Origin of the sequence: Sphingobacterium chuzhouense (assembly GCF_014692525.1) — a bacterium.
Lineage (GTDB): Bacteria > Bacteroidota > Bacteroidia > Sphingobacteriales > Sphingobacteriaceae > Sphingobacterium > Sphingobacterium chuzhouense.
The window spans coordinates 24,391-47,232 of sequence record NZ_JACNYL010000005.1 but is presented as its reverse complement, the minus strand read 5'-3'; the positions used below and the strand labels follow the sequence as shown (position 1 = coordinate 47,232).

At 42.1% G+C, this 22,842-nt stretch carries 15 protein-coding genes; 10 read left to right on the top strand and 5 right to left on the bottom strand.

The features are described 5' to 3' along the window. The first annotated feature begins 24 nt into the window (after positions 1-24). Entirely contained in the window at positions 25-4,302 is a 4,278-nt protein-coding gene (gene rpoC, locus H8B21_RS17935) for a DNA-directed RNA polymerase subunit beta' (RefSeq protein WP_190315239.1), read from the top strand. A gap of 89 nt (positions 4,303-4,391) precedes the next feature. Next, positions 4,392-5,627, top strand: a complete 1,236-nt coding sequence (locus H8B21_RS17930; RefSeq protein ID WP_190315238.1) for a dicarboxylate/amino acid:cation symporter — start codon at positions 4,392-4,394, stop codon at positions 5,625-5,627. Between the two features lie 2 nt (positions 5,628-5,629). On the opposite strand, the gene H8B21_RS17925 is transcribed toward H8B21_RS17930, so the two are convergent. Beyond that, positions 5,630-6,622, bottom strand: a complete 993-nt coding sequence (locus H8B21_RS17925; protein WP_190315237.1) for a sugar kinase — start codon at positions 6,620-6,622, stop codon at positions 5,630-5,632. 215 nt (positions 6,623-6,837) lie between these two features. Between H8B21_RS17925 and H8B21_RS17920 the strand changes: the two genes are divergently transcribed. The 6 genes from H8B21_RS17920 to H8B21_RS17895 all read left to right on the top strand — a co-directional run bounded on the left by H8B21_RS17920 (position 6,838) and on the right by H8B21_RS17895 (position 15,895). Continuing rightward, positions 6,838-7,443: an RNA polymerase sigma factor gene (locus tag H8B21_RS17920; RefSeq protein ID WP_190315236.1), complete on the top strand. Its 606-nt coding sequence runs from the start codon at positions 6,838-6,840 to the stop codon at positions 7,441-7,443. A 132-nt stretch (positions 7,444-7,575) separates the two neighbouring features. Then, the gene (locus H8B21_RS17915; RefSeq protein WP_190315235.1) at positions 7,576-8,655 is read left to right on the top strand and encodes a FecR family protein; all 1,080 of its coding nucleotides are present in this window, start codon (positions 7,576-7,578) and stop codon (positions 8,653-8,655) included. Between the two features lie 123 nt (positions 8,656-8,778). Beyond that, the gene (locus H8B21_RS17910) at positions 8,779-11,844 is read left to right on the top strand and encodes a SusC/RagA family TonB-linked outer membrane protein (RefSeq protein ID WP_223815126.1); all 3,066 of its coding nucleotides are present in this window, start codon (positions 8,779-8,781) and stop codon (positions 11,842-11,844) included. Positions 11,845-11,855: 11 nt separating this feature from the next. Next, the gene (locus H8B21_RS17905; RefSeq protein ID WP_190315233.1) at positions 11,856-13,121 is read left to right on the top strand and encodes a RagB/SusD family nutrient uptake outer membrane protein; all 1,266 of its coding nucleotides are present in this window, start codon (positions 11,856-11,858) and stop codon (positions 13,119-13,121) included. A gap of 43 nt (positions 13,122-13,164) precedes the next feature. After that, on the top strand, positions 13,165-14,100 hold the full coding sequence (locus H8B21_RS17900) for a phosphodiester glycosidase family protein (RefSeq protein WP_190315232.1): 936 nt from the start codon (positions 13,165-13,167) through the stop codon (positions 14,098-14,100). Positions 14,101-14,122: 22 nt separating this feature from the next. Further along, positions 14,123-15,895: a BACON domain-containing protein gene (locus H8B21_RS17895; protein WP_190315231.1), complete on the top strand. Its 1,773-nt coding sequence runs from the start codon at positions 14,123-14,125 to the stop codon at positions 15,893-15,895. A 127-nt stretch (positions 15,896-16,022) separates the two neighbouring features. Here H8B21_RS17895 and H8B21_RS17890 read toward each other — a convergent pair whose 3' ends face one another. After that, the gene (locus H8B21_RS17890) at positions 16,023-16,367 is read right to left on the bottom strand and encodes a cupin domain-containing protein (RefSeq protein ID WP_190315230.1); all 345 of its coding nucleotides are present in this window, start codon (positions 16,365-16,367) and stop codon (positions 16,023-16,025) included. Between the two features lie 140 nt (positions 16,368-16,507). Between H8B21_RS17890 and H8B21_RS17885 the strand changes: the two genes are divergently transcribed. Together H8B21_RS17885 and uxuA are read left to right on the top strand one after the other, a co-directional pair. After that, the gene (locus H8B21_RS17885; RefSeq protein ID WP_190315229.1) at positions 16,508-17,329 is read left to right on the top strand and encodes an SDR family oxidoreductase; all 822 of its coding nucleotides are present in this window, start codon (positions 16,508-16,510) and stop codon (positions 17,327-17,329) included. 10 nt (positions 17,330-17,339) lie between these two features. Next, positions 17,340-18,509, top strand: coding sequence for a mannonate dehydratase (uxuA, locus tag H8B21_RS17880; RefSeq protein ID WP_190315228.1), 1,170 nt, complete (start codon positions 17,340-17,342; stop codon positions 18,507-18,509). A gap of 8 nt (positions 18,510-18,517) precedes the next feature. On the opposite strand, the gene H8B21_RS17875 is transcribed toward uxuA, so the two are convergent. Genes H8B21_RS17875 through H8B21_RS17865 form a run of 3 tightly spaced genes read right to left on the bottom strand, consistent with a single transcriptional unit; the run spans position 18,518 to position 22,784 of the window. Next, the gene (locus tag H8B21_RS17875; RefSeq protein ID WP_190315227.1) at positions 18,518-19,543 is read right to left on the bottom strand and encodes a LacI family DNA-binding transcriptional regulator; all 1,026 of its coding nucleotides are present in this window, start codon (positions 19,541-19,543) and stop codon (positions 18,518-18,520) included. A gap of 6 nt (positions 19,544-19,549) precedes the next feature. Further along, positions 19,550-20,194, bottom strand: a complete 645-nt coding sequence (locus H8B21_RS17870; protein ID WP_190315226.1) for a LolA family protein — start codon at positions 20,192-20,194, stop codon at positions 19,550-19,552. Position 20,195: 1 nt separating this feature from the next. Further along, the gene (locus tag H8B21_RS17865) at positions 20,196-22,784 is read right to left on the bottom strand and encodes an FtsK/SpoIIIE family DNA translocase (RefSeq protein ID WP_190315225.1); all 2,589 of its coding nucleotides are present in this window, start codon (positions 22,782-22,784) and stop codon (positions 20,196-20,198) included. Positions 22,785-22,842 lie beyond the last annotated feature (58 nt).

The window sequence follows — 22,842 nt, the reverse complement described above, 5'->3', positions numbered from 1 at the left end:
TACAGCTTTAACTTTTTATAAAGTATGTCTTACAAAAAAGATAATAAAATTAAAAGTAACTTCACATCGATTACGATTAGCTTGGCTTCTCCGGAAACAATCTTGGAGCGGTCTAGCGGTGAGGTTACAAAGCCAGAGACGATCAACTATCGTACCTACAAACCTGAGCGTGATGGTTTATTCTGTGAGCGTATTTTTGGTCCGGTAAAGGACTACGAATGTCACTGTGGTAAATACAAACGTATTCGTTATAAGGGTATCGTATGTGACCGTTGTGGTGTGGAAGTAACCGAGAAGAAAGTACGTCGTGAGCGTATGGGACACATCAACTTGGTTGTCCCTGTTGCACACATCTGGTATTTCCGCTCTCTTCCTAACAAGATTGGTTATTTATTAGGACTTCCGACCAAGAAATTGGACATGATTATCTACTACGAAAGATATGTGGTTATTCAACCAGGTATCAAAGAAGAAGATGGCATTTCCTATATGGATTTCCTAACGGAGGAAGAATATCTGGATATATTAGATACTTTACCAAAAGAAAACCAATATTTGGATGATACCGATCCTCAGAAATTCATTGCTAAGATGGGAGCTGAGGCTATGGAGGAACTTTTGAAGCGTATCGATTTAGATCAATTATCATACGATTTACGCCACCAAGCAGCTAATGAGACTTCGCAGCAACGTAAAAATGAAGCGTTGAAGCGTCTTCACGTTGTGGAAGCTTTCCGTGGTGCGAACACGCGGATTGAAAACCGTCCGGAGTGGATGATTGTGAAAATCGTTCCGATTATTCCACCGGAATTACGCCCATTGGTACCGTTGGACGGTGGTCGTTTTGCAACGTCTGATTTGAACGACCTATATCGTCGGGTAATTATCCGTAACAACCGTTTAAAGCGTTTGATTGAAATCAAAGCGCCGGAAGTAATCTTACGTAATGAAAAACGTATGCTTCAAGAAGCGGTGGATTCTTTATTCGATAACTCGCGTAAAGTGAATGCGGTGAAAACGGAAGGTAATCGCGCATTGAAATCGTTATCCGATATTTTGAAAGGTAAACAAGGACGTTTCCGTCAAAACTTATTGGGTAAGCGTGTAGATTACTCGGCTCGTTCGGTCATTGTCGTTGGTCCGCACTTGAAATTACACGAATGTGGTCTTCCAAAAGATATGGCTGCGGAGCTTTACAAACCGTTCATCATTCGCAAGATGATTGAGAGAGGTATTGTAAAAACGGTTAAATCAGCTAAAAAAATCGTTGATCGTAAGGATCCGGTAGTGTGGGATATTCTAGAAAATGTATTGAAAGGACACCCTGTATTGCTTAACCGTGCACCTACGCTTCACCGTTTGGGTATCCAAGCTTTCCAACCTACGTTGGTAGAGGGTAAAGCAATCCAGTTACACCCCTTGGTGTGTACAGCGTTTAACGCCGATTTTGACGGTGACCAGATGGCGGTTCACTTACCTTTAGGTAACGCAGCTATTTTAGAAGCCCAAATATTGATGTTGGCTTCGCATAACATTCTCAACCCAGCAAATGGTTCTCCTGTAACGGTACCGTCTCAAGACATGGTATTGGGTCTTTACTATATTACGAAAGGTCGTAAGTCTACGGAAGACCATATAGTAAGAGGGGAAGGAATGACGTTTTATTCTCCTGAAGAGGTTATTATTGCCTTGAACGAGAACAAGATCGACTTGCACGCTTTTATTAAGGTAAAAACAAAAAATAGAAATAAAGAAGGTCAAATCTCGGAGGGTGTCATTGAAACCACTGTTGGTCGGGTTATCTTTAACCAGATCGTGCCTGATGAGATGGGCTATGTCAACGAACTCCTAACCAAGAAATCGTTGCGTAATATCATTGGGGATATTGTGAAGAGTACGGGTATGGCTCGTGCAGCACAGTTCTTGGATGATATGAAAGAGTTAGGATTCCAAACAGCCTTCAAAGGAGGATTATCATTCAACTTGCAAGATTTGAATATCCCTGCTGCGAAAGCTGATTTGATTGAGCAAGCGACTAATGAAGTTGAAGAAGTAATGAATAACTATAACATGGGTTTCATTACCAACAACGAGCGCTACAATCAGATTATCGATATCTGGACACGTATTAATAATAGATTGACGGCATACGTAATGGATATACTTTCGAACGACAACCAAGGATTCAACTCGGTTTATATGATGTTGGATTCAGGTGCTCGTGGTTCGAAGGAACAGATTCGTCAGTTGTGCGGGATGCGTGGTCTGATGGCGAAACCACAGAAGTCCGGTACATCGGGAGGAGAGATTATCGAAAACCCGATTCTATCAAACTTCAAAGAAGGTTTATCGGTATTGGAGTACTTTATCTCTACGCACGGTGCGCGTAAAGGTCTTGCCGATACAGCATTGAAAACAGCCGATGCGGGGTACTTAACCCGTCGTCTACACGACGTTGCGCAAGATATGATCGTGGTGGAAGAAGATTGTAATACATTACGTGGTCTATACAAAACGGCGCTTAAAGAAAACGATGATATCGTAGAGCCATTGTACGATCGTATCCTCGGCCGTACACCGTTGAATGATGTGTATCATCCGGAAACGGGAGAATTGATCGTTGCAGCAAATGAAGATATTACCGAAGAGATTGCAACGGCAATCGAAGACGCTGGTATCGAAGGTGTCGAAATCCGTTCGGTATTGACTTGTGAGGCAAAACGTGGTGTTTGCGCGGCTTGTTATGGACGAAATCTTGCCTCTGGTAAGCGCGTTCAAATGGGTGAAGCTGTTGGGGTTATCGCTGCACAGTCAGTAGGTGAGCCTGGTACACAGTTGACACTACGTACATTCCACGTGGGGGGTACAGCGTCAAATATTGCAGCAGAATCTAGTATCGTTGCAAAATACGATGGTAAGATTGAGTTTGAAAATGTTCGTTCCGTAGCCAAAGAAGGTGAAGAAGGACCTTATCAAATAGCTATCGGTCGTTCTGGAGAACTTCGTATCGTCAGTGATGATAGAAAAGTATTATACACTCAGATCATTCCTTACGGTGCTAATGTATATGTGAACGAAGGCGACAAGGTAGAAAAAGGTAAAGTGTTAGCAGACTGGGATCCGTATAATGCAGTAATTATCTCTGAATTCCCTGGTAAGATTGAGTTCGAAGCTATTATTGAGGGGGTTACTTTCCGTGATGAATCGGATGAACAAACCGGGCACAAAGAGAAAGTTATTATAGAAACACGTGATAAGACTAAAAACCCTACGATTAAAATCGCAGACTTAGCAGGTGACACCCTGCGCTCATACAACATTCCAGTAGGAGCGCACGTCTCTGTTCAAGATGGACAAAAAATCAAAGAGGGTACTATCTTAGCGAAGATTCCTCGTGCTACAGGTAAGACACGCGATATCACAGGAGGTCTTCCTCGTGTAACCGAGTTGTTTGAGGCGCGTAACCCATCCAATCCAGCTGTTGTTACAGAAATTGATGGTGTTGTTACGCTAGGAGGTGTGAAACGTGGTAACCGTGAGATTTCGATTGAATCCAGAGATGGACAAATCAAGAAATACTTAGTACCGCTTTCTAAGCACATCTTGGTACAGGATAACGACTTTGTGAAAGCCGGTATGCCATTGTCAGATGGTTCTATTTCTCCAGCGGATATTCTTTCCATCAAAGGCCCTGCGGCAGTTCAAGAATATATCGTAAACGGTATCCAAGAGGTTTACCGCCTGCAAGGGGTGAAAATCAACGATAAGCACTTCGAGACGATCGTTCACCAGATGATGCAGAAAGTGAATATCGAGGATCCGGGCGATACACGTTTCTTGGAAAAAGAGGCTGCTAATAAATGGGACTTCATGGAAGAAAACGACTCGTTGTTTGATAAGAAAGTTGTCGTTGATGCGGGAGATTCGAAGGAGTTAAAAGCTGGTCAGATTGTAACTATGCGCAAACTTCGTGAGGAAAACTCAAGTTTACGTCGCCAAGATTTGAAAACAGTGGAAGTTCGCGATGCTATTCCAGCAACTTCAAGTCCATTATTGCAGGGTATCACCCGTGCATCATTGGGTACGAAATCATTCATTTCGGCTGCGTCTTTCCAAGAAACGACAAAAGTCTTAAATGAAGCTGCTATTGCAGGTAAACGTGACGACTTGTTAGGTTTGAAAGAAAACGTAATCGTGGGTCACTTGATTCCATCAGGTACGGGTTTACGTGAGTACAGCAATATCATTGTCGGTTCTCGTGAAGAGTACGATCAACTGTTGGCTTCGAAAGAAGAGGACTAGTCTTTTGATAGTATATCGTGATATAAATTCAGAGAAATCCCGGACGTAAATGGTCCGGGATTTTTTTTATTTTAGTATAGCGAAAACTTATGATGAATACGATACTGACAAACTACAGCAACATTATACTTCTTCTCGTTGGTATTACTTGCGGAAGCCTGATCGGTTTATTTCTGCCGGATATCGTGTCGGTCATCAAGCCGCTGGGCGATATTTTTCTCCATCTGCTGTTTGTGTCTGTTATTCCGCTTTTGTTTTTTGCCATAACTTCGTCGATAGCAAATATTGGACAGCATAGCCAATTAAGGCGCACATTATCTGTGATGATTGCTGTTTTTGTGCTGACGATCATCATCGCTGCCATATTCACGATCATGGCTTTATGGTTGTTTCCGGTCACGGCATCACAAGATACATCCACTTTATCAATGACTTTACCCGATAACCCGACAGGTAGTTGGGGGGATAGACTTGTACAGTTTTTGACCGTAGAGGAATTCGCCCATCTGCTCTCCCGGCAGCATATCCTGGCTTTTATCCTGTTCTCTTTTTTGATCGGTATCGCTGTGCGTAAGAGCGGCGATGTGGCAAAACCTTTTCTACATTTTCTAGTCGCCGGAAATGAAGTCATGAAAAATATGTTGAATATACTCATGAGAGCGGCACCTGTAGGTTTAGGGGCTTACTTTGCCTATCAAGTACAGACACTAGGTCCGGAATTGTTTGGTTTTTATGCGAAACCGCTTGGTTTTTACTACATTTTCGGAATGGTTTTCTTCTTTGTCGTTTTCTCCTGCTATGCGTTTGCAGCGCACGGTCGGCGAGGGGTAAAGGTCTACTGGAAATATAACATTACACCATCCCTGACGGCATTGAGTACCTGTAGCAGCTTGGCGACATTACCTTCCAACCTCCTTGCCGCCAAAAGCATGGGTATCCCCGATGCTGTTGCGAATGTGGTGGTTACGTTAGGCAATACTTTGTACAAAAATGGTTCTGCCATATCTTCCATTCTCAAAATATATGTTGCCTTTGCTATTTTGGGGTGGAATTTTTTTGAACCGATGACTATAATGACAGCTATCGGTATCACGATATTGGTCAGTATGGTTGCCGGCGGTATCCCTAATGGGGGATTTATCGGCGAGATGCTGATGATATCGGTATATGGTATTCCGAATGAAGCGGTTCCGGCGGTTATGATTATCGGTGCGCTGGTTGACCCGCTGGCTACGGTACTGAATGCTACTGGCGATACTGTTGCCGCAATGTTGGTAGCACGGTTCTCTCCGGAAGATAGATCCGCAGTTTCCTCTAAATACTGATTTTACTTTATTTTCCCATCCCCAAAATCACCCTTTACAAATAGCTTCTGGTAGCCGGCTCCTGTTGCAATATTGATAACCTCCTGAGGTGTCATGTTGTTGACCAAGGCATGAATATATCCCCCCATAAACGCATCTCCGCTCCCGATACGGTCAATGACCTCAAAAGTTTCCATAACCTCAGAGCTGACATGTTCCGTAGGCGTATGGTATGTTCCATAAAACAGGTTGTGATTCGGGCTATCCATAAAGCGAAAGGTATAAGCGACGTGTTTACATTTTGGATATCTCTGAAAAATTTCTTTAGCAGATTTTTCTGCAGCAGCAAGATATATTGCTTGCGGTGTATTTCTCTCAAAAGATTCGTCAACAGTGGTACCTAACATTTTATTTGCAGCCCAGATATTGCCCATAATAACATCGCAGTAAGCGGCGAGTTGAGGCATAATATCTACTGGTTCTTTACCATATTGCCATAAGCGGTTCCTGTAATTCAAGTCGACAGAGATGGTGATATTTCGGTTGGAAGCTTCTTGAAGTAACACCAACATAAGATCTGCCATGTTTTGGTTAAGGGCAGGTGTAAGTGCTGTCCAATGCAACCAGGATACTCCGTCAAATAGTTTGTCGATATCAATATCTGCAACAGTCAATTGACTGAAACTGGAATACTTCCGATCATAGATTACTTCTCCTTTAGAAAGGCCATTGGCCGACATCAGGATATATGAGCCTAAACGGTCGCCAGTACGGAGCACTTTCGTCGTGTCAACTTGAAGGTCTTCTAAAATGTTCAAAATCTCATCTGATAGCGCATTTTGTGGGAATGCGCTACAGTACGCAGCGTTATCGCCCATTTGTGCTAACGAAGCTGCCACATTGGCTTCCGAGCCACCGGGGAAAATCTCTAAACGATTGTTATTTTTATCAAAGAATGTGTTCCCAAGACTTTGCTGTCTGATCAATATCTCCCCTAAGGATAATATAAGGTTCATGAATAAATTATTTTGGAGGTTAAATTAGCGTTATTTTTTTAAACTTTATAGTATTGTCTACGAAATCGTTGCCATTCCATTTCGTATCCAATCACCAGATGCCATTCAAAATTCATGATTTCATAACATGATTTATGACTGAAACTCAAAGGCTTTAAATACTTTTGTGACTATTGTTGGATTTTGTACATTTGTTCAATACACCTAGTAATTTTATGATGTGTTCAAAACTGTCTGATGAAAAGCTAGCTAGAGGCCTAACCGAAGGATCTGTTGACGCTTTTCGTTCGTTATATGATCGATATAATAAGTCGGTATATGCCAATATTCTGAAGATAGTAAGACAACCTGAGTACGCCGAAGATATTCTGCAGGAAGTGTTTGTTGCTTTGTGGGAACATCGTTTCAAAATTAAGTCTAACCAATCGGTAGGTGGCTGGTTATTTGTCGTAAGTTTTAACAAAGCCACGACTTTCTTGAAAAAGAAGCTGAAAGAGTCGCTTGATTATATAGAAGAGTATACTGATTATGAATATATCTTACCTGAAGAAACAATCAATGAAGATGAATATGTTTCTCAGTGGATGATTGTTGAGGAGGCAGTCAATGCGCTTCCCGCCCGAAAAAAGGAGGTGTTCAAACTCTGTCGTTTTGAAGGAAAGGCAAAAGAGGAAGTTGCTTCTATGATGGGAATATCTACCCTCTCTGTGAAAGATTATCTCAAACAATCGAACCGGGCCATTAAAGATTATATCACACTCAAATACCCACACCTTTATACTGTGATTGTCATTACAGGCGCTTTTTCAGATAAATTTTAATTTTCTTCCTGAAAAACCATCCCCTTTTTTTCGAATTGGAGTATTTATTAATAGAGAGCCGGATAAACCTTGCTTCTCAATGCCGAAATATATCCCGTAAATGGGAAAATGTGTATTTAAAAATAGTTATCCATGGATAGAATAACATATTTGATCGAAAAATTTTGGCAGGGAAAAGCCACCGCCAAGGAGAAGCTAGAGATCCTTCGGTATCTGGAACAGCATAATCCTGAATGGAGAAGCCATATGGAGCAAGCATTTATGACAGAAGAGCCATCTGAGAATGATTTAGAGCCTGAACGTGCGGAGCAAATTTTCACCCAAATACAATCAGTTGCGGGTATAGATGAGAAGACATCACTTTCGGTTATACAGCGTATCCGACCTCTGATCCAGATTTTGGCGGCAGCAGTAGTATTGCTGATATTCAGTTGGGGAGTATTCAATTATCTAAAGGATAAAGAAACTCCACATACTGTAGTCTCTACGCCTGTTCCAGTAAAAGATACGATTGTACATAGAAACATAAACCAAGAAGATCTTATTGTTCGATTGGAAGATGGTTCTAAAGTATCACTAACATCGGGAAGTTCTATTACTTATATATCTCATTTTGATGTAGATAAACGTGATATCTTTTTGGAGGGGGAAGCTATGTTTGAAGTGGCAAAAGATACGTTGAGACCGTTTACTGTTTGGGCAGAGGGATACTCGACGACGGCATTGGGAACTACATTTTCTGTCAGTGCTCATCATACAGAAGTGTTTAAAGTAAATCTGTTTTCGGGAAAAGTCGTCGTACGTTCATCGCTCAGCAGTTCCGTGGCCTTGTCGGATGTCTATTTAGTGCCTGGAGAGGAGCTTCGTGTCAACCCGTCTAATGGGCTTTGGGCAGTTTCTAGCAAGACGCTCCCGTCTGTGCCAGTTGCTAAAAAGAATATACGGATTGCAAAGAAAGAAAAGATACAGGAAGATGTTGAAAATGATGCGCTAGTGTTTGATAAGACCTCTCTAGATGAAGTATTTCGTCGTATTGCACAAAAATATGATGTGCACATAGACCTATCCGGTGTTGATGTACGTCAGTTGTCATTTACAGGCGATTTTCAACCTACAGATTCCCTGGATGTTGTGATAAGTATTATATGCAATATGAATGATTTAATTTATCATGAAGAGGGACGTAAGATTCGAATAGAGAGAAATAACTAACAAATAATGATATGAATAAAAAATGTGAATCGGCTCGAGAGGGTCGGAAGGAACCGTTTTGTCCAATTTTTAATGTTTAAAAATGAAATAGATGTTATGAAGCAAAAGAACAAATTATTATGTATGATGAAGCAATACGTGGTCATACTATTACTAATGGTGCCTTTAATCTCTTTCGCCCAACAGTCTACTGTCATCCGTGGTACGGTAATGGACAGTAGTGGGCAACCGTTGGCGGGAGTTACAGTAGAAGCAACGGATGGCGTCCAGAACCAACGTTTTCAGGCTTCAACCAACGATAAGGGAATTTTTTCCTTGACGGGTCTGACTGCTGGGAAATCCTACGACGTGGCGTTTAATAGACTTGGATACGAGCGGTATATCGAACGTAGTTTTTTGGTTCGGGCGGGCGATAATAATTCCTTGCTTGTTCGGATGTCGGAAGCTATCGAGAAAGTAGATGAAGTTGTTGTTGTAGGATATGGAACACAGCGAAGAGCACTTGTAACGAGTGCGATCAGTAAAATGAATGTTGACGAATCGACCTTACGTCCGGTGAGCAGTCCAGCTCAATTGCTAGACGGCCGAATTGCTGGTGTCTCTACCGCAACAGGGTCGGGAAATTTAGGAAGTGGGGAACGGGTTAGTATTCGGGGAATATCATCGCTTAGCGCAAGCAATGAGCCATTGTACGTTATTGATGGTGTACCAATTACCAATTCCAACAGTAATTTGTATGATTTTGGAGAATCGATGAGCTCATTGGCTACGTTGAATATAGCAGATATTGAGTCCATTGAGATATTGAAAGATGCTGCCTCAGCCGCCATCTACGGTTCGAGAGCAACAAATGGGGTGGTTGTCATTACTACCCGGTCGGGAAAGGAGGGGCGTGCGGATATACGTCTTAATGTGAATGGTGGACTGACTCAATTTCCCTATTTAAATAAAATAAAAATGGCTGATTCTGAATTATATATACGGGATTTTAACGAAGGAATAGCCAATTATAATGAACAATATGGGCTGCAGATAGGAAATTCGGGATACAAACGGCCAATTTCCAATCCGTTTGGAAACCTTCCCGATACCAGATGGATGGATATTATTACACAGACAGGTTCTTTCTTTACCGTGGATGCCGCGGTTTCGGGTGGAACGCAGAAAATGAAAAACTATTTTGCAGCAGCCTATACGACTCAAGAAGGTGTTATAAAGACCAACTCTATGGATAAAATCAATCTGCGGGGAAAAATGAGTTATGAGGTAGCACCTTGGTTGGAAATTGGAACGAACAATTCTGCTAATTATGTAAGGAATAATCAGATACCTGGTGCTACACTGGGAACCACCATTATTGGTCGGGCTATTCAACAACGTCCGTTTGATAGACCTTACAAACCTAACGGCGACTACTATGTCGGCGGTACAGACGAATTGGTATTTCATAACCCTATGCAGATACTCAATGAGCAGAACGTCTATCTGGAGGATTTACGGTACTTAGGGAATTTCTATACGACGGTGAAGTGGAAGGATAAACTTTCCTGGAAATCATCGTTAAACGCCGATGTTACGCAGACGTACGACCATACCTATTATAATGAACGTCATCCTTATGGCTTAGGGATAGGAAGATTACTGGATCGCAATAGGTTGATTCGAAACTACTTGTTCGAAAATGTTGTTACCTACAACGATAAGTTTAATGACTTTTCTTTGAATGCTATCGCAGGTCATTCATTTCAGAAAATAGCTACCCGTACGACTTACATTGATGCCAGAGGGTTTCCTTCTCCATCTTTTGTTGTCGCGAGTGCAGCAGCAGAAACCATGTCATCTTCTGGACTGGGCATTTATACATTGGAGTCTTATTTTAGCCGGGCGACACTTTCATACCTAGACCGCTATATCTTAACCGGTACTCTTCGCACGGACGGATCTTCAAGATTCGCTAGAGAAAACCGTTGGGGTTGGTTCCCGTCGATATCTGCGGGATGGAATATTTCGGAAGAGGAATTTATGCAGGGAAGTGGGACAGATCTGAAATTCAGAATGAGTTACGGACGAACTGGTAACCAAGATGGATTGGGTAGCTACGTTTACCAAGCATTAATGGAAGGGGGCTTTAATTACGGTGGCAACAGCGGTATCGCTGTAACGACTTTTGGAAACCGGGATCTAACTTGGGAAAAAGCCGGGCAGTATGATGTAGGGTTTGATATCGGGCTGTTCAATGGAAAAGTAAATGTGTTGCTAGACTGGTATCAGAAAAATACAACTTCTTTAATCTATTCTATGCCTGTGCATGCGACGACCGGTGTTACCTCGATCACAACGAACATTGGCTCGATGCGAAACCGCGGCGCAGAATTTACGCTCAACACACATTTCAATTTCGGCCAATTCCAGTGGTTATCTCAGTTTAATATCGCGACCAACAAAAATAAGATTACCTCCCTTATTGGCGACGATACACCAATAAGTATCGGCGGAAATAGAGCGTTGCAGACCGGACAGGAGATTGGGGCATACTACCTGTTCAATATGCAAGGTATTTACCAATATGATGGGGAAGTGCCTAAGGAGCAATATGATATCGGTATTCGGGCTGGAGATGTGAAATGGAACGATGTGGATGGAAATGGTATTATAAACGATAATGACCGCGTGGTTATGGGTTCGTCTAATCCAGATTTCTTCGGAGGGTGGAATCACACATTCCGTTATAAAGGTTTTTCGTTAGATGCATTTTTCTCCTATGTGTATGGAAATGACGTATATGCACAGTGGCAGGTGGATGTTGCAAGAGTTGGTCATCGCAATGCGGTGTTAAGTGAATACGCGGAAAATCGTTGGACCGGACCGGGTTCTACCAATAAATACCCACGGCCTATGGATGGAGACATCAATAATGCGCGAAACTCAGACCGCTGGCTGGAAGATGGCTCTTTTATACGGATGAGAACACTGATGTTAAGTTATAATTTCCCTACACAATTGTTGAGTAAGTATCGCATCAAAGGTTTACGGGCTTTCCTTCAAGGGGACAATTTGTTCTTGATTACAAATTATCCAGGATGGGATCCTCAGGTAAGTAACAATATGGATCCACGCTTCTTCAGTGTGGATACCTTTAACGTGCCACAGCCAAGAACTTTTACGGTAGGACTTAATGCAAATTTTTAGATATGAAGGCAATGAAAAAATACATAATAGCAGTATTCGTTTTGGCATTATGCAGCTCATGTGCCAACCAATTGGAGCAATTCTCATTTTTGGCGATTTCACCAGATGCGGTGGACATACGAGATGTTCCAGCAGTCAGAAATGGTATGTACAACAGTGTTCAAAATAAACCTACAGTACGATCGTTTATTCTGTTTGATATGCTTGGCGGTACAATACAATCCAATACCGGTACATCCAGGGACTTAATCAATGCTACATTGAGTCCGTTGAACTCAACTATAGGATCCAGTTGGGATGGTTACTTTAGCGCACTCTATCAAGTAAATAATATGCTTGACATAGCAAATCGCTTTCCCGAAGCGGAACTAGCTTCATTGTCTAAAGGAGAAGCGCACTACTTCCGTGCATACATTTATTTTTGTTTGGTGACGCGCTGGGGTGATGTACCCATATTGCGCAACAATACATTGGAGCGTGTGTCCCGGGATCCGATAAACGCTGTCTGGGCATTTATTGAGGAAGAACTGGATGTTGCTGCTACATTATTGGGAGCTGCTTCAAGCTACTATTACGTGTCTCGCGATGCCGCTATCGCCCTCAAAGCAAGGGTGCTGCTCAGCCAAGGGAAAAAACAGCAGGCGGCCGACTTAGCCGAAAGCTTGATCACAAGTGGAGCTTACCGGTTAGATGCCTTTGAGCGTATCTTCCGCAGTACAGGGAATACGGAAATCATTTTTGCATTCGAAAACCGTACGGAGGAATCGAGTATTAATATCAGTGACCTTTTTTACACGTATGGACATCCTAACAGAGGGCAGGGAGCATATAAACCTACGCCGGAGACCATCGCACTGTTTGCAGATGGGGACAATCGCAGAGCCATATCGTTAGTCAATATTGCGGGTACTGAATGTATTAACAAATATCCCAGCGGACAGACCGGACGTGACCCGGTCGTTGTTTCCAGAATTGCGGAGATGTACTTAATCAGCGCTGAAGCACAAGGACGATCATTAGGTGTTGGACGCTTGAATGAATTAAGACGATTTAGAGGCTTGGGTGATATATTTCCTGCTAATGATGAAGATTATCTGACAGCGATATTGACCGAAAGAAAGCGTGAACTGCTAGGTGAAAACTTCATGTATCACGACTTAGTAAGGACGGGCAGGGCACAAGAGGAATTACATTTGCTCAATCACCAGCACGTACTGCCTATTCCAGGTAGGGAATTGCAGCTTAATCCGAATCTGGTACCGAATCCAGGTTATTAATGGTGTATAAATTTGACTGGAAATGGAATTAAAAAATAAACAGATGAATAAAATAAAGATATGGTGGATGATGATAGCGATATCGCTCATCTTCTTCCAATACAGTTGTGATAAAAACGAGTATCATTTTGAATATAAGGCAGAGCCTAAAACCGAAATCGGTAGGAAGCTGGTGGGCGGAACTAACCTTTTTGCCCAGATATTCACTGATACCATGTATACAGTGACGCATGGCGTTGTTGCCAGTGAAATAGAATATCTATCGCAAAAAGGACTGGCGATGAAGATTTTCATCTTTGATGTTGACCTTAGCCATCCGAATATCGATATTGTGGCTTCTTCCCCGAACAATGCAAATACCTTTGCGATGCAGCGAATGACGGTACAGGCAACCCACGCAGACAGCGAAGCCAATCGGGTGTGGGCTGGCATCAATGCAGATTTTTATAATATGGATAACGGGACTCCCCGTGGTGTTTTCTATAAAAAGGGTGTTCCTCTGCGGACAACATTTGACAGCGGAGATAGAAGTTTTTTTGCTATCGACAATGATGGTCGTGCGTTTGTGGCGACCAGAGACGAGTATCCAGATATTGCTGCGACAGGGATAATCAAGGAGGCTGTGGGGGGGAGCGTGACGTTGGTACGCGACGGAAATGTGCTTACCCATACCGATAATACGATAGAACCCCGCACTTGTATCGGTGTTTCTGCCGATGGCAAACGCGTGTTCATGATGGCGGTGGACGGCCGAAACTTTTGGTACTCCAATGGAATGTTGTTCGAAGAGCTGGGACATTGTTTGAAAGCACTGGGCGCCGAAAACGGCATCAACCTTGACGGTGGAGGTTCTACAACATTTTTCATCCGTAATACACCCGATTTTACCGAAGGTCGTTTTGAAGTGCGGAACTGGCCTACCGACAATGGGGGGCAGGAACGTTCTGTTGCGAACGGGTTATTGATTATTTCTGAATAAGGACAATTTTAAAGAAAATAATATGAACAGATATATGAATTATAGGATTGGTGTACTTCTGGTCTTGCTAGTGGGTATTTGCTTCTCCTGTTCTAAAATCGATGATTTAGGTAATTTTAATCCGGAGGATCCCAACCTTTCTTTAGAAACAGACGTTATCGAAGTAAGTAAGGAGGGTGGAGAGTTCACGATCAATGTGGAGTCCAACCTGCCATGGCGTGCAAAAAGCAATGCAGACTGGATCAGCTTTTCGTCTGAAAATGCGTTGGCTACCGGTGAGATTGCGTTCAGCATCACGCGAAATAGAAGTACTAATCAACGGACTGCTGAAATAACTGTATGGATTACCAAAGACTACGAAAAAAAAATACAGGTTATCCAAGCGCCTGCCGAACCTAGCGATTTGGTCACGCACTTCTATGTAAAGGCTACTGGAACAGACGAAAGTTCAGGCCTTTCCTGGGATGAAGCTACTACGTTAGACAAAGCGTTGGATGAAGTGATCCCCGGAGATGTCATCCATATTGCAGCAGGTACCTATACACCTACAAAGACAATTACAGGAGGTAATGCAAGCAATGCAGGAGATAGAACATTCGAGATACATAGCAATATCAGCCTGATTGGTGGATATCCGGCAGATGCGACAGAGGGAGCTGTGTCGGATCCGACCTTACATGAAAGTATCTTGAGCGGTAACACGTCTTCGGGAAAGGTGTATCATACTGTAGCGATTACAGCCCCGGTTCAAACGGGACAAAAGGTCGTCCTACAGGGGCTTTCCATTAAGTATGGACAGGCAGCTAATAGTGGTACTGGACATATTACTCTTAACGGTGCTCAATATTACCGTTTTTATGGAGGAGGACTCATTGTAGCTCGATCGGTAGTGGACATTATTGATTGTGAAATATCGGAAAATACAACGGGCTTTCATGCTGCTGGTGTATTTGTCTTTTCGGACGCCATCGTGCGGTTCGAACGCAGTACTATTAAAAAGAATAACGGTACGCACAATGGCGGCAATGGTGGTGGCATATTTAATGAGGCGGCGACGGTATACATTCATGACTGCGACATATCCAGTAATACCATTAGTGGTGTAGGTGCAGGAATTTATGCTTTTAGTAGCGCACAGCCAACTTATACGTATATTTACAACAGTACTGTTGCGCATAATAATAACGATGCGGCTGGTCTGAACCAAACACGTAGGGGAGGAGGTTTCTATGGACGGGAGCGTTCGGTAACCGTGGTTGTTAATTCTACTTTTTATGGAAATACAGGTGGCCATGGAGCGGGCATTAGTTTGTATGGAACAGCTGCAGCTCCGTCACGTCTGGATCTTATCAGCACGACTATTACTGAAAATAAAGGGTTTAATAATGGAGGAGGCATTGAATTGACATCCAATACCACGCTCCATATATTTAACTCTATCTTATCGGGTAATACTGCTGGCAATGGAGGCGATATATTTGTAGGTTCTGGTGCTAATCCATCATTTTCCTCAAGTGTTCGCGGTAACCAATTGTTAGACGCTAACGGTGCTGTCATCGCTGGTCAGACATTTGATTCCGAAACAATGTTGGGTAATTTTACCAACAACGGAGGGTATGCCGAGACGGTATTGCTATCTTCAGGTTCACCTTCCGCAACACTTGGAATGTCCGTAAGTCAGTTGGAAAATTTAGGCAATACATATACTCCGGATGTACCGGCTGAAGTCATCACGTACGATCAGAATGGCAGATCGCGTAGCAGTGGCGCAGCCATGGGAGCGGCTATCCCGTAATAAAAGTTATCTTTACGAAACGATATAACGAAGTTGGATGTAAAGAAGGTGTCCATTTGGGCACCTTCTCCAATTTAGATATAGAATTCTATTATACGTAATTAAGGTTTCGCTAGTTATCATCTCGTTATTTCTTTGCTAGAAAATCTTCTCGCAGTGGTGCGAAGACATCGATGAGCATACCTGGTTCGATGCAAACACATCCATGTACTACATTTGGTGGGACATAATATCCGTCTCCTTTGCGTATTATTTTTTCTTCATTGTCTATGGTCATTTTGAAAATCCCACTCTCCACGTAGGTCACCTGTGCATGAAAATGGGAATGTAGCTCACCTACCGCATCGGCTTCAAACTGTACCTTTACAAGCATAATAGTTTCGTCATATCCGTATACCTGACGTTTTATTCCATTTCCAAGATCTTCCCACTGTTCTTGGTTATCAAATTGGAAATTTTTGCTTCTTATCATATGGAGTTACTTAAATGTATATTATATATTTCGACGTGTAAATGTACGAAATCGTTATCGTGAATAAAATTGCGCTAAATCGTTGAGAATGACTAAAAAATAGCTAACATTGAATGTTATAAACTTACGACTATAATAAGATGAATATTTTAGAAAGATTCTCGTTAAAAGGGAAAGTTATCGTGGTAACCGGCGGTACGGGTATTCTAGGGAAAGCTTTTGTCAAAGCCCTAGCGGAAGCGGGAGCTAAAGTTTGTATTATCGGCAGAAGCCAAGAGAAAGCGGACGAGCGGGTAAGAATGGTACAGACATTGGGTGCTGAGGCGCTAGCCGTTGTTGCCGACGTCATGGATGAAGATTCTGTTCGCAAAGCCAAAGAGCAGATTTTGAGTAAATGGAATACCATAGACGGATTAGTGAATGCGGCGGGGGGAAATATCCCGGGTGCTACTATCGGGCCGGATGATGACCTATTTGGAAACAAAATAGGGGATACTATTAAAGCAATCGAATTGAACCTTTATGGTACTATTATTCCGACGCTTATCTTTGGAGAGGTTATCGCAAAAAAAGGAAAGGGTTCTATTATCAATATATCGTCCTTAGCCGCGAGTTTACCTATTACGCGTGTTCTAGGCTATACGGTGGCGAAGCATGGCGTAGACGGTTTTACTAAGTGGATGGCAACAGAATTGGCATTACGGTATGGTGATAAGGTACGTGTGAATGCTATTGCACCAGGTGTATTTCTTACGGAACAAAATCGTACATTATTGACTAACCCCGATGGCAGCTATACGGAACGGGCAGGTAAATTTGTACAGGGGACACCATTCTCCCGTTTAGGAGATCCATCTGAATTGGAAGGTACATTGGTGTATTTGCTAAGCGATGCTTCAGCATTTGTTTCTGGCGAAACTATCTTTGTAGATGGTGGTTTTAATAGTTGGTGTGGAGTTTAGGTTTTATAATATGAATAAAAGATTTTTAGAGCAGACGTGGCGTTGGTATGGACCAAATGATCCTGTATCCTTACAGGATGTGAAACAGGCTGGAGCTACAGGTATTGTGTCGGCATTACACCATATTCCTCATGGTGATGTATGGCCTAAAGAGGAGATATTGGAACGGAAAAGAATAATAGAAGAAGCAGGATTGGTGTGGTCAGTGGTGGAAAGTGTAACCGTACACGAAGCTATAAAGACACGTTCGGAGCAAGTTGACTTCTATTTAGAAAATTATCGCCAAACGCTAACCAACTTAGCGGAATGTGGAATCAAAACCATATGTTATAACTTTATGCCAGTATTGGACTGGACACGGACACAATTGGACAAAGTGATGCATGATGGATCCAAGGCACTTTATTTCGATTGGATTGATCTAGCCATCTTCGATATCTTCATCTTGGATCGTCCTAATGCTAAAGCATCGTATTCAGCGGAAATTGTGGAGCAAGCAGAAGGCCGTTACGCTACTTTCGATGAAGAGGCGAAGAAATTTTTGCTTTCCAATGTATTAATGGGTATTCCAGGAGAGAAAGATCCATCACTGGAAGATTTACAACGAAGCATTGATATTTATGCGGAGATTGGCTTCGATGGATTGCGGGAGAATCTGACTTATTTTCTTTCCTCCATTGCAGATATTTGTGAGAAGCACGGTATAAAAATGACCATCCATCCAGATGATCCTCCATATCCTATCTTGGGACTTCCGAGAATCGCCGGTAATTTGGCAGATTTTGAATATATTATCAAAACGGTAGACAAACCGTTTAATGGTATTTGTTTTTGTACAGGCTCATTAGGTGCTGGACCTGATAACGATTTGGTGCAAATATTTAAGCATGTACAACATCGGGTGAATTTTGTGCATTTACGTAACGTAAAGAAAGACGCTATAGGGAGTTTTTATGAAGCAGATCACTTGGATGGTGATGTTGATATGTATGCCGTTATGAAAGAGCTGGTTGCTGAAAACCAAAAACGGGAAAAACCTATTCCATTTCGACCGGATCATGGACATCAAATGTTGGACGACTTGAATAAAGTTACTAATCCGGGATATTCGGCAATTGGACGTCTACGGGGATTGGCAGAACTGCGTGGGTTAGAATTAGGGATAATAGGTAGTAAGTAGCTAGGCTATTATCCAATAGTAGAGCGTCGAAGCTGAATAGACGTGGGTAGTTTAATGTCTTCCCATTCGATTTGGCTTCGATTCTTTTTTTGCATGGTTTCGACCAATTTGTTTACCGAAATTTCTCCGATCTCTGTCGTTGGTTGCCGAATCGTACTTAACGATGGGTTTAGAGAGAGAACCAAATCCGTATTGGCAAAGCCAATAACCGCAAGGGTTTCGGGTACTTTTATTTCTAATTTGGCCAAAATGCCCAATAAATGAGTAGTGATAGTATCGGCGACACCAATAATAGCATCGGGCGGGTTTGATAACTGTAACAAGGCTTTCACATGTTTTTCCATGTCATCTTGTAGATCCGATAAGCTTTTTACATTACAATACAGGATATATTCCGGTGTGACGGGTATCTGGCAATCATTATGGGCTTCGATATACCCCGATAATCTTTTTGTCGTAATACCTTGACGCGCACCACAGAATATGGCTATCTTCCTTCGCCCGATATCCAAAAGGTGTTTACAGGCGTTGTATGTTCCTTCGGAATTCAGTACGCCTACTTTATGCGTATCTAAAGGATAATGCGTCCTGTCAAAGATAACAACAGGTGTCGTTTTGAGGATTTGTTTGGCTAGATCTATATTCGATTCTTCGTGAATGGGACACAAGAGAATCCCATCTACCGATTTGTCTAACATGGATTGGAGAGCTTGTTTTTCAAGCTCTTCATTTTCCATGGTATTCATGATGATGATTCGGTAATGATGAGTAGCAGCGGCTTTTTGCATTCCAGCAATAATCTGTGCTTCAAAAGGTCCGGTCATCTTGGGAAGAACAACACCGATTGTATTCGTTTTTCCTGTTTTAAGGAACTTGGCGAGCACATTAGGTTGATAGTTGTGCTTTTTTGCAAACTCCTGTACCGTTCTCTTGGTCACCTCGCTAATTTCGTGACTATCATTTAATGCCTTTGATACGGTAGAAACGGACATATTTAATGCCTGGGCTAAACTTTTGAGCGTTGTCTTCGCCATTTTATCTTATCTAAGGTCAACTATCTCATAATTGGGATAATTTGATGCATTGAATATAAACTTTGTCGCCGGAATTCGATGATTTACATATAACGTATTAATTGTGTAGGTATATCGTGCTCCCGATTTATCGTTTATCACAACATCATGGATATGTTTATTTTTATTTATCCGCAGCTTGATTTTTGCATAATTTGTCTTTGTGTCGGTAGGCGTTAATTCGATGACATTCAATACATCTTTGCCTAGCGTTTCATCTTTCGTACTTTTATACGTAAATCCATTTTTATAGAATGTAAAAAGATTATTGGGGCCAATGCTTTCGGTATTATTGTCTGACTCACTGACTTGTACCTCTTTGTCCTCCTTGAGAACAGACCAGGTACTTTCACCATCACTTATAATATCTTGCTCATTTAACTCGATACGGAACTGGTTCTTCGGTTTGTTCAAGAACAAGGTTCCCTTATCTATATGGCTTCCTCCTTGAGCTTGCTGCATCGAAAAACTAAAGTTAGACTGTATAGTTTGGTACGCATCGTATTTAGCAGATATGTCATCCAGTAGTTTCTTTGCTTTTGCGTCCGTTTGTGCAAATACAATTAGAGACATACAAATGAATGCCACCAGTACCATTATTTTCTTCTCCATCTTATTCTTTATTTCTTAACGTGTCTAAATACTGTTCCAGCGAATACTCGTCGGGATAAAGTACTTCTCGTGCTTTACTCCCCTCAAAAGGTCCTACAATACCTGCAGCCTCCAATTGGTCGATTATTCGTCCCGCTCTGTTGTAGCCTAGTTTTAGTTTACGTTGAATCAATGATGTTGAGCCTTGCTGGTGCATCACAATCAATCGTGCCGCTTCTTCGAAGAGTTGGTCGCGTTCGCTCAAATCAAACTCCGTATTGCCACTTCCTTCTCCGTTTTCGTCTACATATTCCGGTAGCATGAAAGCAGATGGATATCCGCGCTGACTTCCGATAAACTCCGATATTTGCTCGACTTCCGGCGTATCTACGAAGGCGCATTGGATACGTGTCAGATCACTTCCTGTTGCCAAAAGCATATCCCCACGACCGATAAGCTGGTCGGCGCCTCCGGCGTCCAAAATTGTACGGGAGTCGACTTTAGACAAAACCCTAAATGCAAGACGTGCGGGAAAGTTCGCTTTAATAGTACCTGTAATAATATTTACCGACGGCCTTTGTGTAGCGATGACCAAATGTATTCCCACGGCACGTGCCAATTGTGCAAGTCTCGCAATAGGTGTTTCCACTTCTTTGCCCGCAGTCATCATTAAATCCGCAAACTCATCAACTACCAGAACGATATAAGGTAAGAATCGATGACCCTCTTCAGGGTTTAATCGGCGGTTCACAAATTTTGCATTATACTCTTTCAAGTTACGTACGGCTGCATTCTTTAGCAGGTCGTAACGTTGATCCATTTCAATGCAAAGGGAATTGAGCGTGTTGATGACCTTTTTTGTGTCGGTAATGATCGCCTCGTCTTCATTCGGCAGTTTTGCCAAGAAATGACGCTCTATTGTTTTAAAAAGAGAGAGTTCGACCTTCTTGGGGTCAACCATTACAAATTTCAACTCGGCAGGGTGTTTCTTATATAATAAAGAAGTCAGAATTGCATTGATACCAACCGATTTACCTTGTCCTGTGGCACCGGCTACCAGCAAGTGAGGCATTTTTGCCAAATCCGCTATATAGACCTCATTTGATATCGTTTTACCCAGCGCAATAGGCAAATCCATGTCCGTTTTCTGGAATTTTTCCGTTGCCAGAACTGAGCGCATGGACACCATTTCGGGCGAACTATTAGGCACTTCGATACCAATAGTTCCTTTACCGGGCATCGGTGCAATGATACGTATACCCAGTGCTGCAAGGCTCAAAGCGATGTCGTCTTCCAGATTTTTGATTCTGGAAATACGCACACCCGGTTTCGGAATGATTTCATATAATGTTACCGTTGGGCCGATCGTTGCTTTAATATGTTCAATCTCGATACTGTAGTTGCGTAATGTTTCGACGATACGGTTTTTATTGGCTTCCAGCTCTTGCTGATTAATAGTGATTTTGCCGCTTCCGTATTCTTTTAGTAAGTCTAACGCTGGATATTGGTAACCCGAAAGATCCAGTTTGGGATCATATTCGCCGAACTCAGCAACAAGATCGTTGGCTGTAATTGCTTTTTCCTCCACCACTTTCTCTACACTAAGTGCAGGTCCATCAGTAGTAGGCTTTGATTCGTTACGTACCAAGTTCTCAATAGGTTCAGGCGTATCTACGGTAAAGGTAATTTCATGTTCATTGACCTTTTTGTTTGTCGCTTCTACCGGAGGAAGGGTTGTAGGTGTATAAGGAAGAAGGTCCTCTTGTGCGGTATTTTCTTCCTCCTCTTCCAATGTCTCCTCATGAAGGGTATTTCGTGAAATATTTGAAGATGAATTTAACTTGTTGGCAAACGCTTCAAAATTATCTTCTTCGTCTTCCTCCATGTCTTCTTCTATCTTTTTTGATGACCACGTCCATTTTAAATCTAAATTGTAAATAAGGATGAGTGCGGCTAAATAAGCAAAAGCTAAGAGGGCAGCAATCCCGGTACTACCTATTTGGACTTTTAACAGTTGATTCGTCCAATAACCAAACTTCCCTTCCAATATATGAGGAGAATCTGTCAGGAAATCCTGAAAGAACCCTAACGTTACAGAGAGATAAATGATCGCTGTCGATGAATAGATAATTGTTTTCCATACGGGTAAAAGGGATTTACGATATAGAAATTTATATCCAACAATAAAGAGGATAAACGTGAATAGAAAGGAGGCTACACCAAACCATTCGTAAATGAATTGATTGGCAAGTAAGGCTCCCAGTTTCCCTAGCTTGTTTTCGACAACTGGAAGTTCGACGGCTTCGTCCGCTAGTTCATCTGCGCTTCGAAACAGGGTAGACCATCCGCCGTTTGTTTCCGTGATATAACTTTGATCTTGTTTCCATGTAAAGAGATACGAAACAAATGAAACAGCCATAATGAAAGAAACAAACAGTAGGAAGATGCCCAATATTTTCAGAGCTTTTCGCTGCCCTTCTGAAAAATTGATGTTTTCAAACGAGTTAAATCGTTTTTTCTTGCTGTATGATACATTCCCTGTGATACGTGAAGCACGTTTAAGACTGCTTCCGTTACCGGAATTTTTAAATGTATTTCCTTTGTTTGACATGAAAATTAGATAACTTTCCTAGTTACAAACTTAGGAAAAATAAAGGAAATGCTATCTT

What these genes read in the sequence shown, in the direction of transcription:
- rpoC (WP_190315239.1), top strand. Translation starts at nt 25, where the DNA reads ATGTCTTACAAAAAAGATAATAAAATTAAAAGTAACTTCACATCGATT.
- H8B21_RS17930 (WP_190315238.1), top strand. Translation starts at nt 4,392, where the DNA reads ATGATGAATACGATACTGACAAACTACAGCAACATTATACTTCTTCTC.
- H8B21_RS17925 (WP_190315237.1), bottom strand. Translation starts at nt 6,622, where the DNA reads ATGAACCTTATATTATCCTTAGGGGAGATATTGATCAGACAGCAAAGT.
- H8B21_RS17920 (WP_190315236.1), top strand. Translation starts at nt 6,838, where the DNA reads ATGATGTGTTCAAAACTGTCTGATGAAAAGCTAGCTAGAGGCCTAACC.
- H8B21_RS17915 (WP_190315235.1), top strand. Translation starts at nt 7,576, where the DNA reads ATGGATAGAATAACATATTTGATCGAAAAATTTTGGCAGGGAAAAGCC.
- H8B21_RS17910 (WP_223815126.1), top strand. Translation starts at nt 8,779, where the DNA reads ATGATGAAGCAATACGTGGTCATACTATTACTAATGGTGCCTTTAATC.
- H8B21_RS17905 (WP_190315233.1), top strand. Translation starts at nt 11,856, where the DNA reads ATGAAAAAATACATAATAGCAGTATTCGTTTTGGCATTATGCAGCTCA.
- H8B21_RS17900 (WP_190315232.1), top strand. Translation starts at nt 13,165, where the DNA reads ATGAATAAAATAAAGATATGGTGGATGATGATAGCGATATCGCTCATC.
- H8B21_RS17895 (WP_190315231.1), top strand. Translation starts at nt 14,123, where the DNA reads ATGAACAGATATATGAATTATAGGATTGGTGTACTTCTGGTCTTGCTA.
- H8B21_RS17890 (WP_190315230.1), bottom strand. Translation starts at nt 16,367, where the DNA reads ATGATAAGAAGCAAAAATTTCCAATTTGATAACCAAGAACAGTGGGAA.
- H8B21_RS17885 (WP_190315229.1), top strand. Translation starts at nt 16,508, where the DNA reads ATGAATATTTTAGAAAGATTCTCGTTAAAAGGGAAAGTTATCGTGGTA.
- uxuA (WP_190315228.1), top strand. Translation starts at nt 17,340, where the DNA reads ATGAATAAAAGATTTTTAGAGCAGACGTGGCGTTGGTATGGACCAAAT.
- H8B21_RS17875 (WP_190315227.1), bottom strand. Translation starts at nt 19,543, where the DNA reads ATGGCGAAGACAACGCTCAAAAGTTTAGCCCAGGCATTAAATATGTCC.
- H8B21_RS17870 (WP_190315226.1), bottom strand. Translation starts at nt 20,194, where the DNA reads ATGGAGAAGAAAATAATGGTACTGGTGGCATTCATTTGTATGTCTCTA.
- H8B21_RS17865 (WP_190315225.1), bottom strand. Translation starts at nt 22,784, where the DNA reads ATGTCAAACAAAGGAAATACATTTAAAAATTCCGGTAACGGAAGCAGT.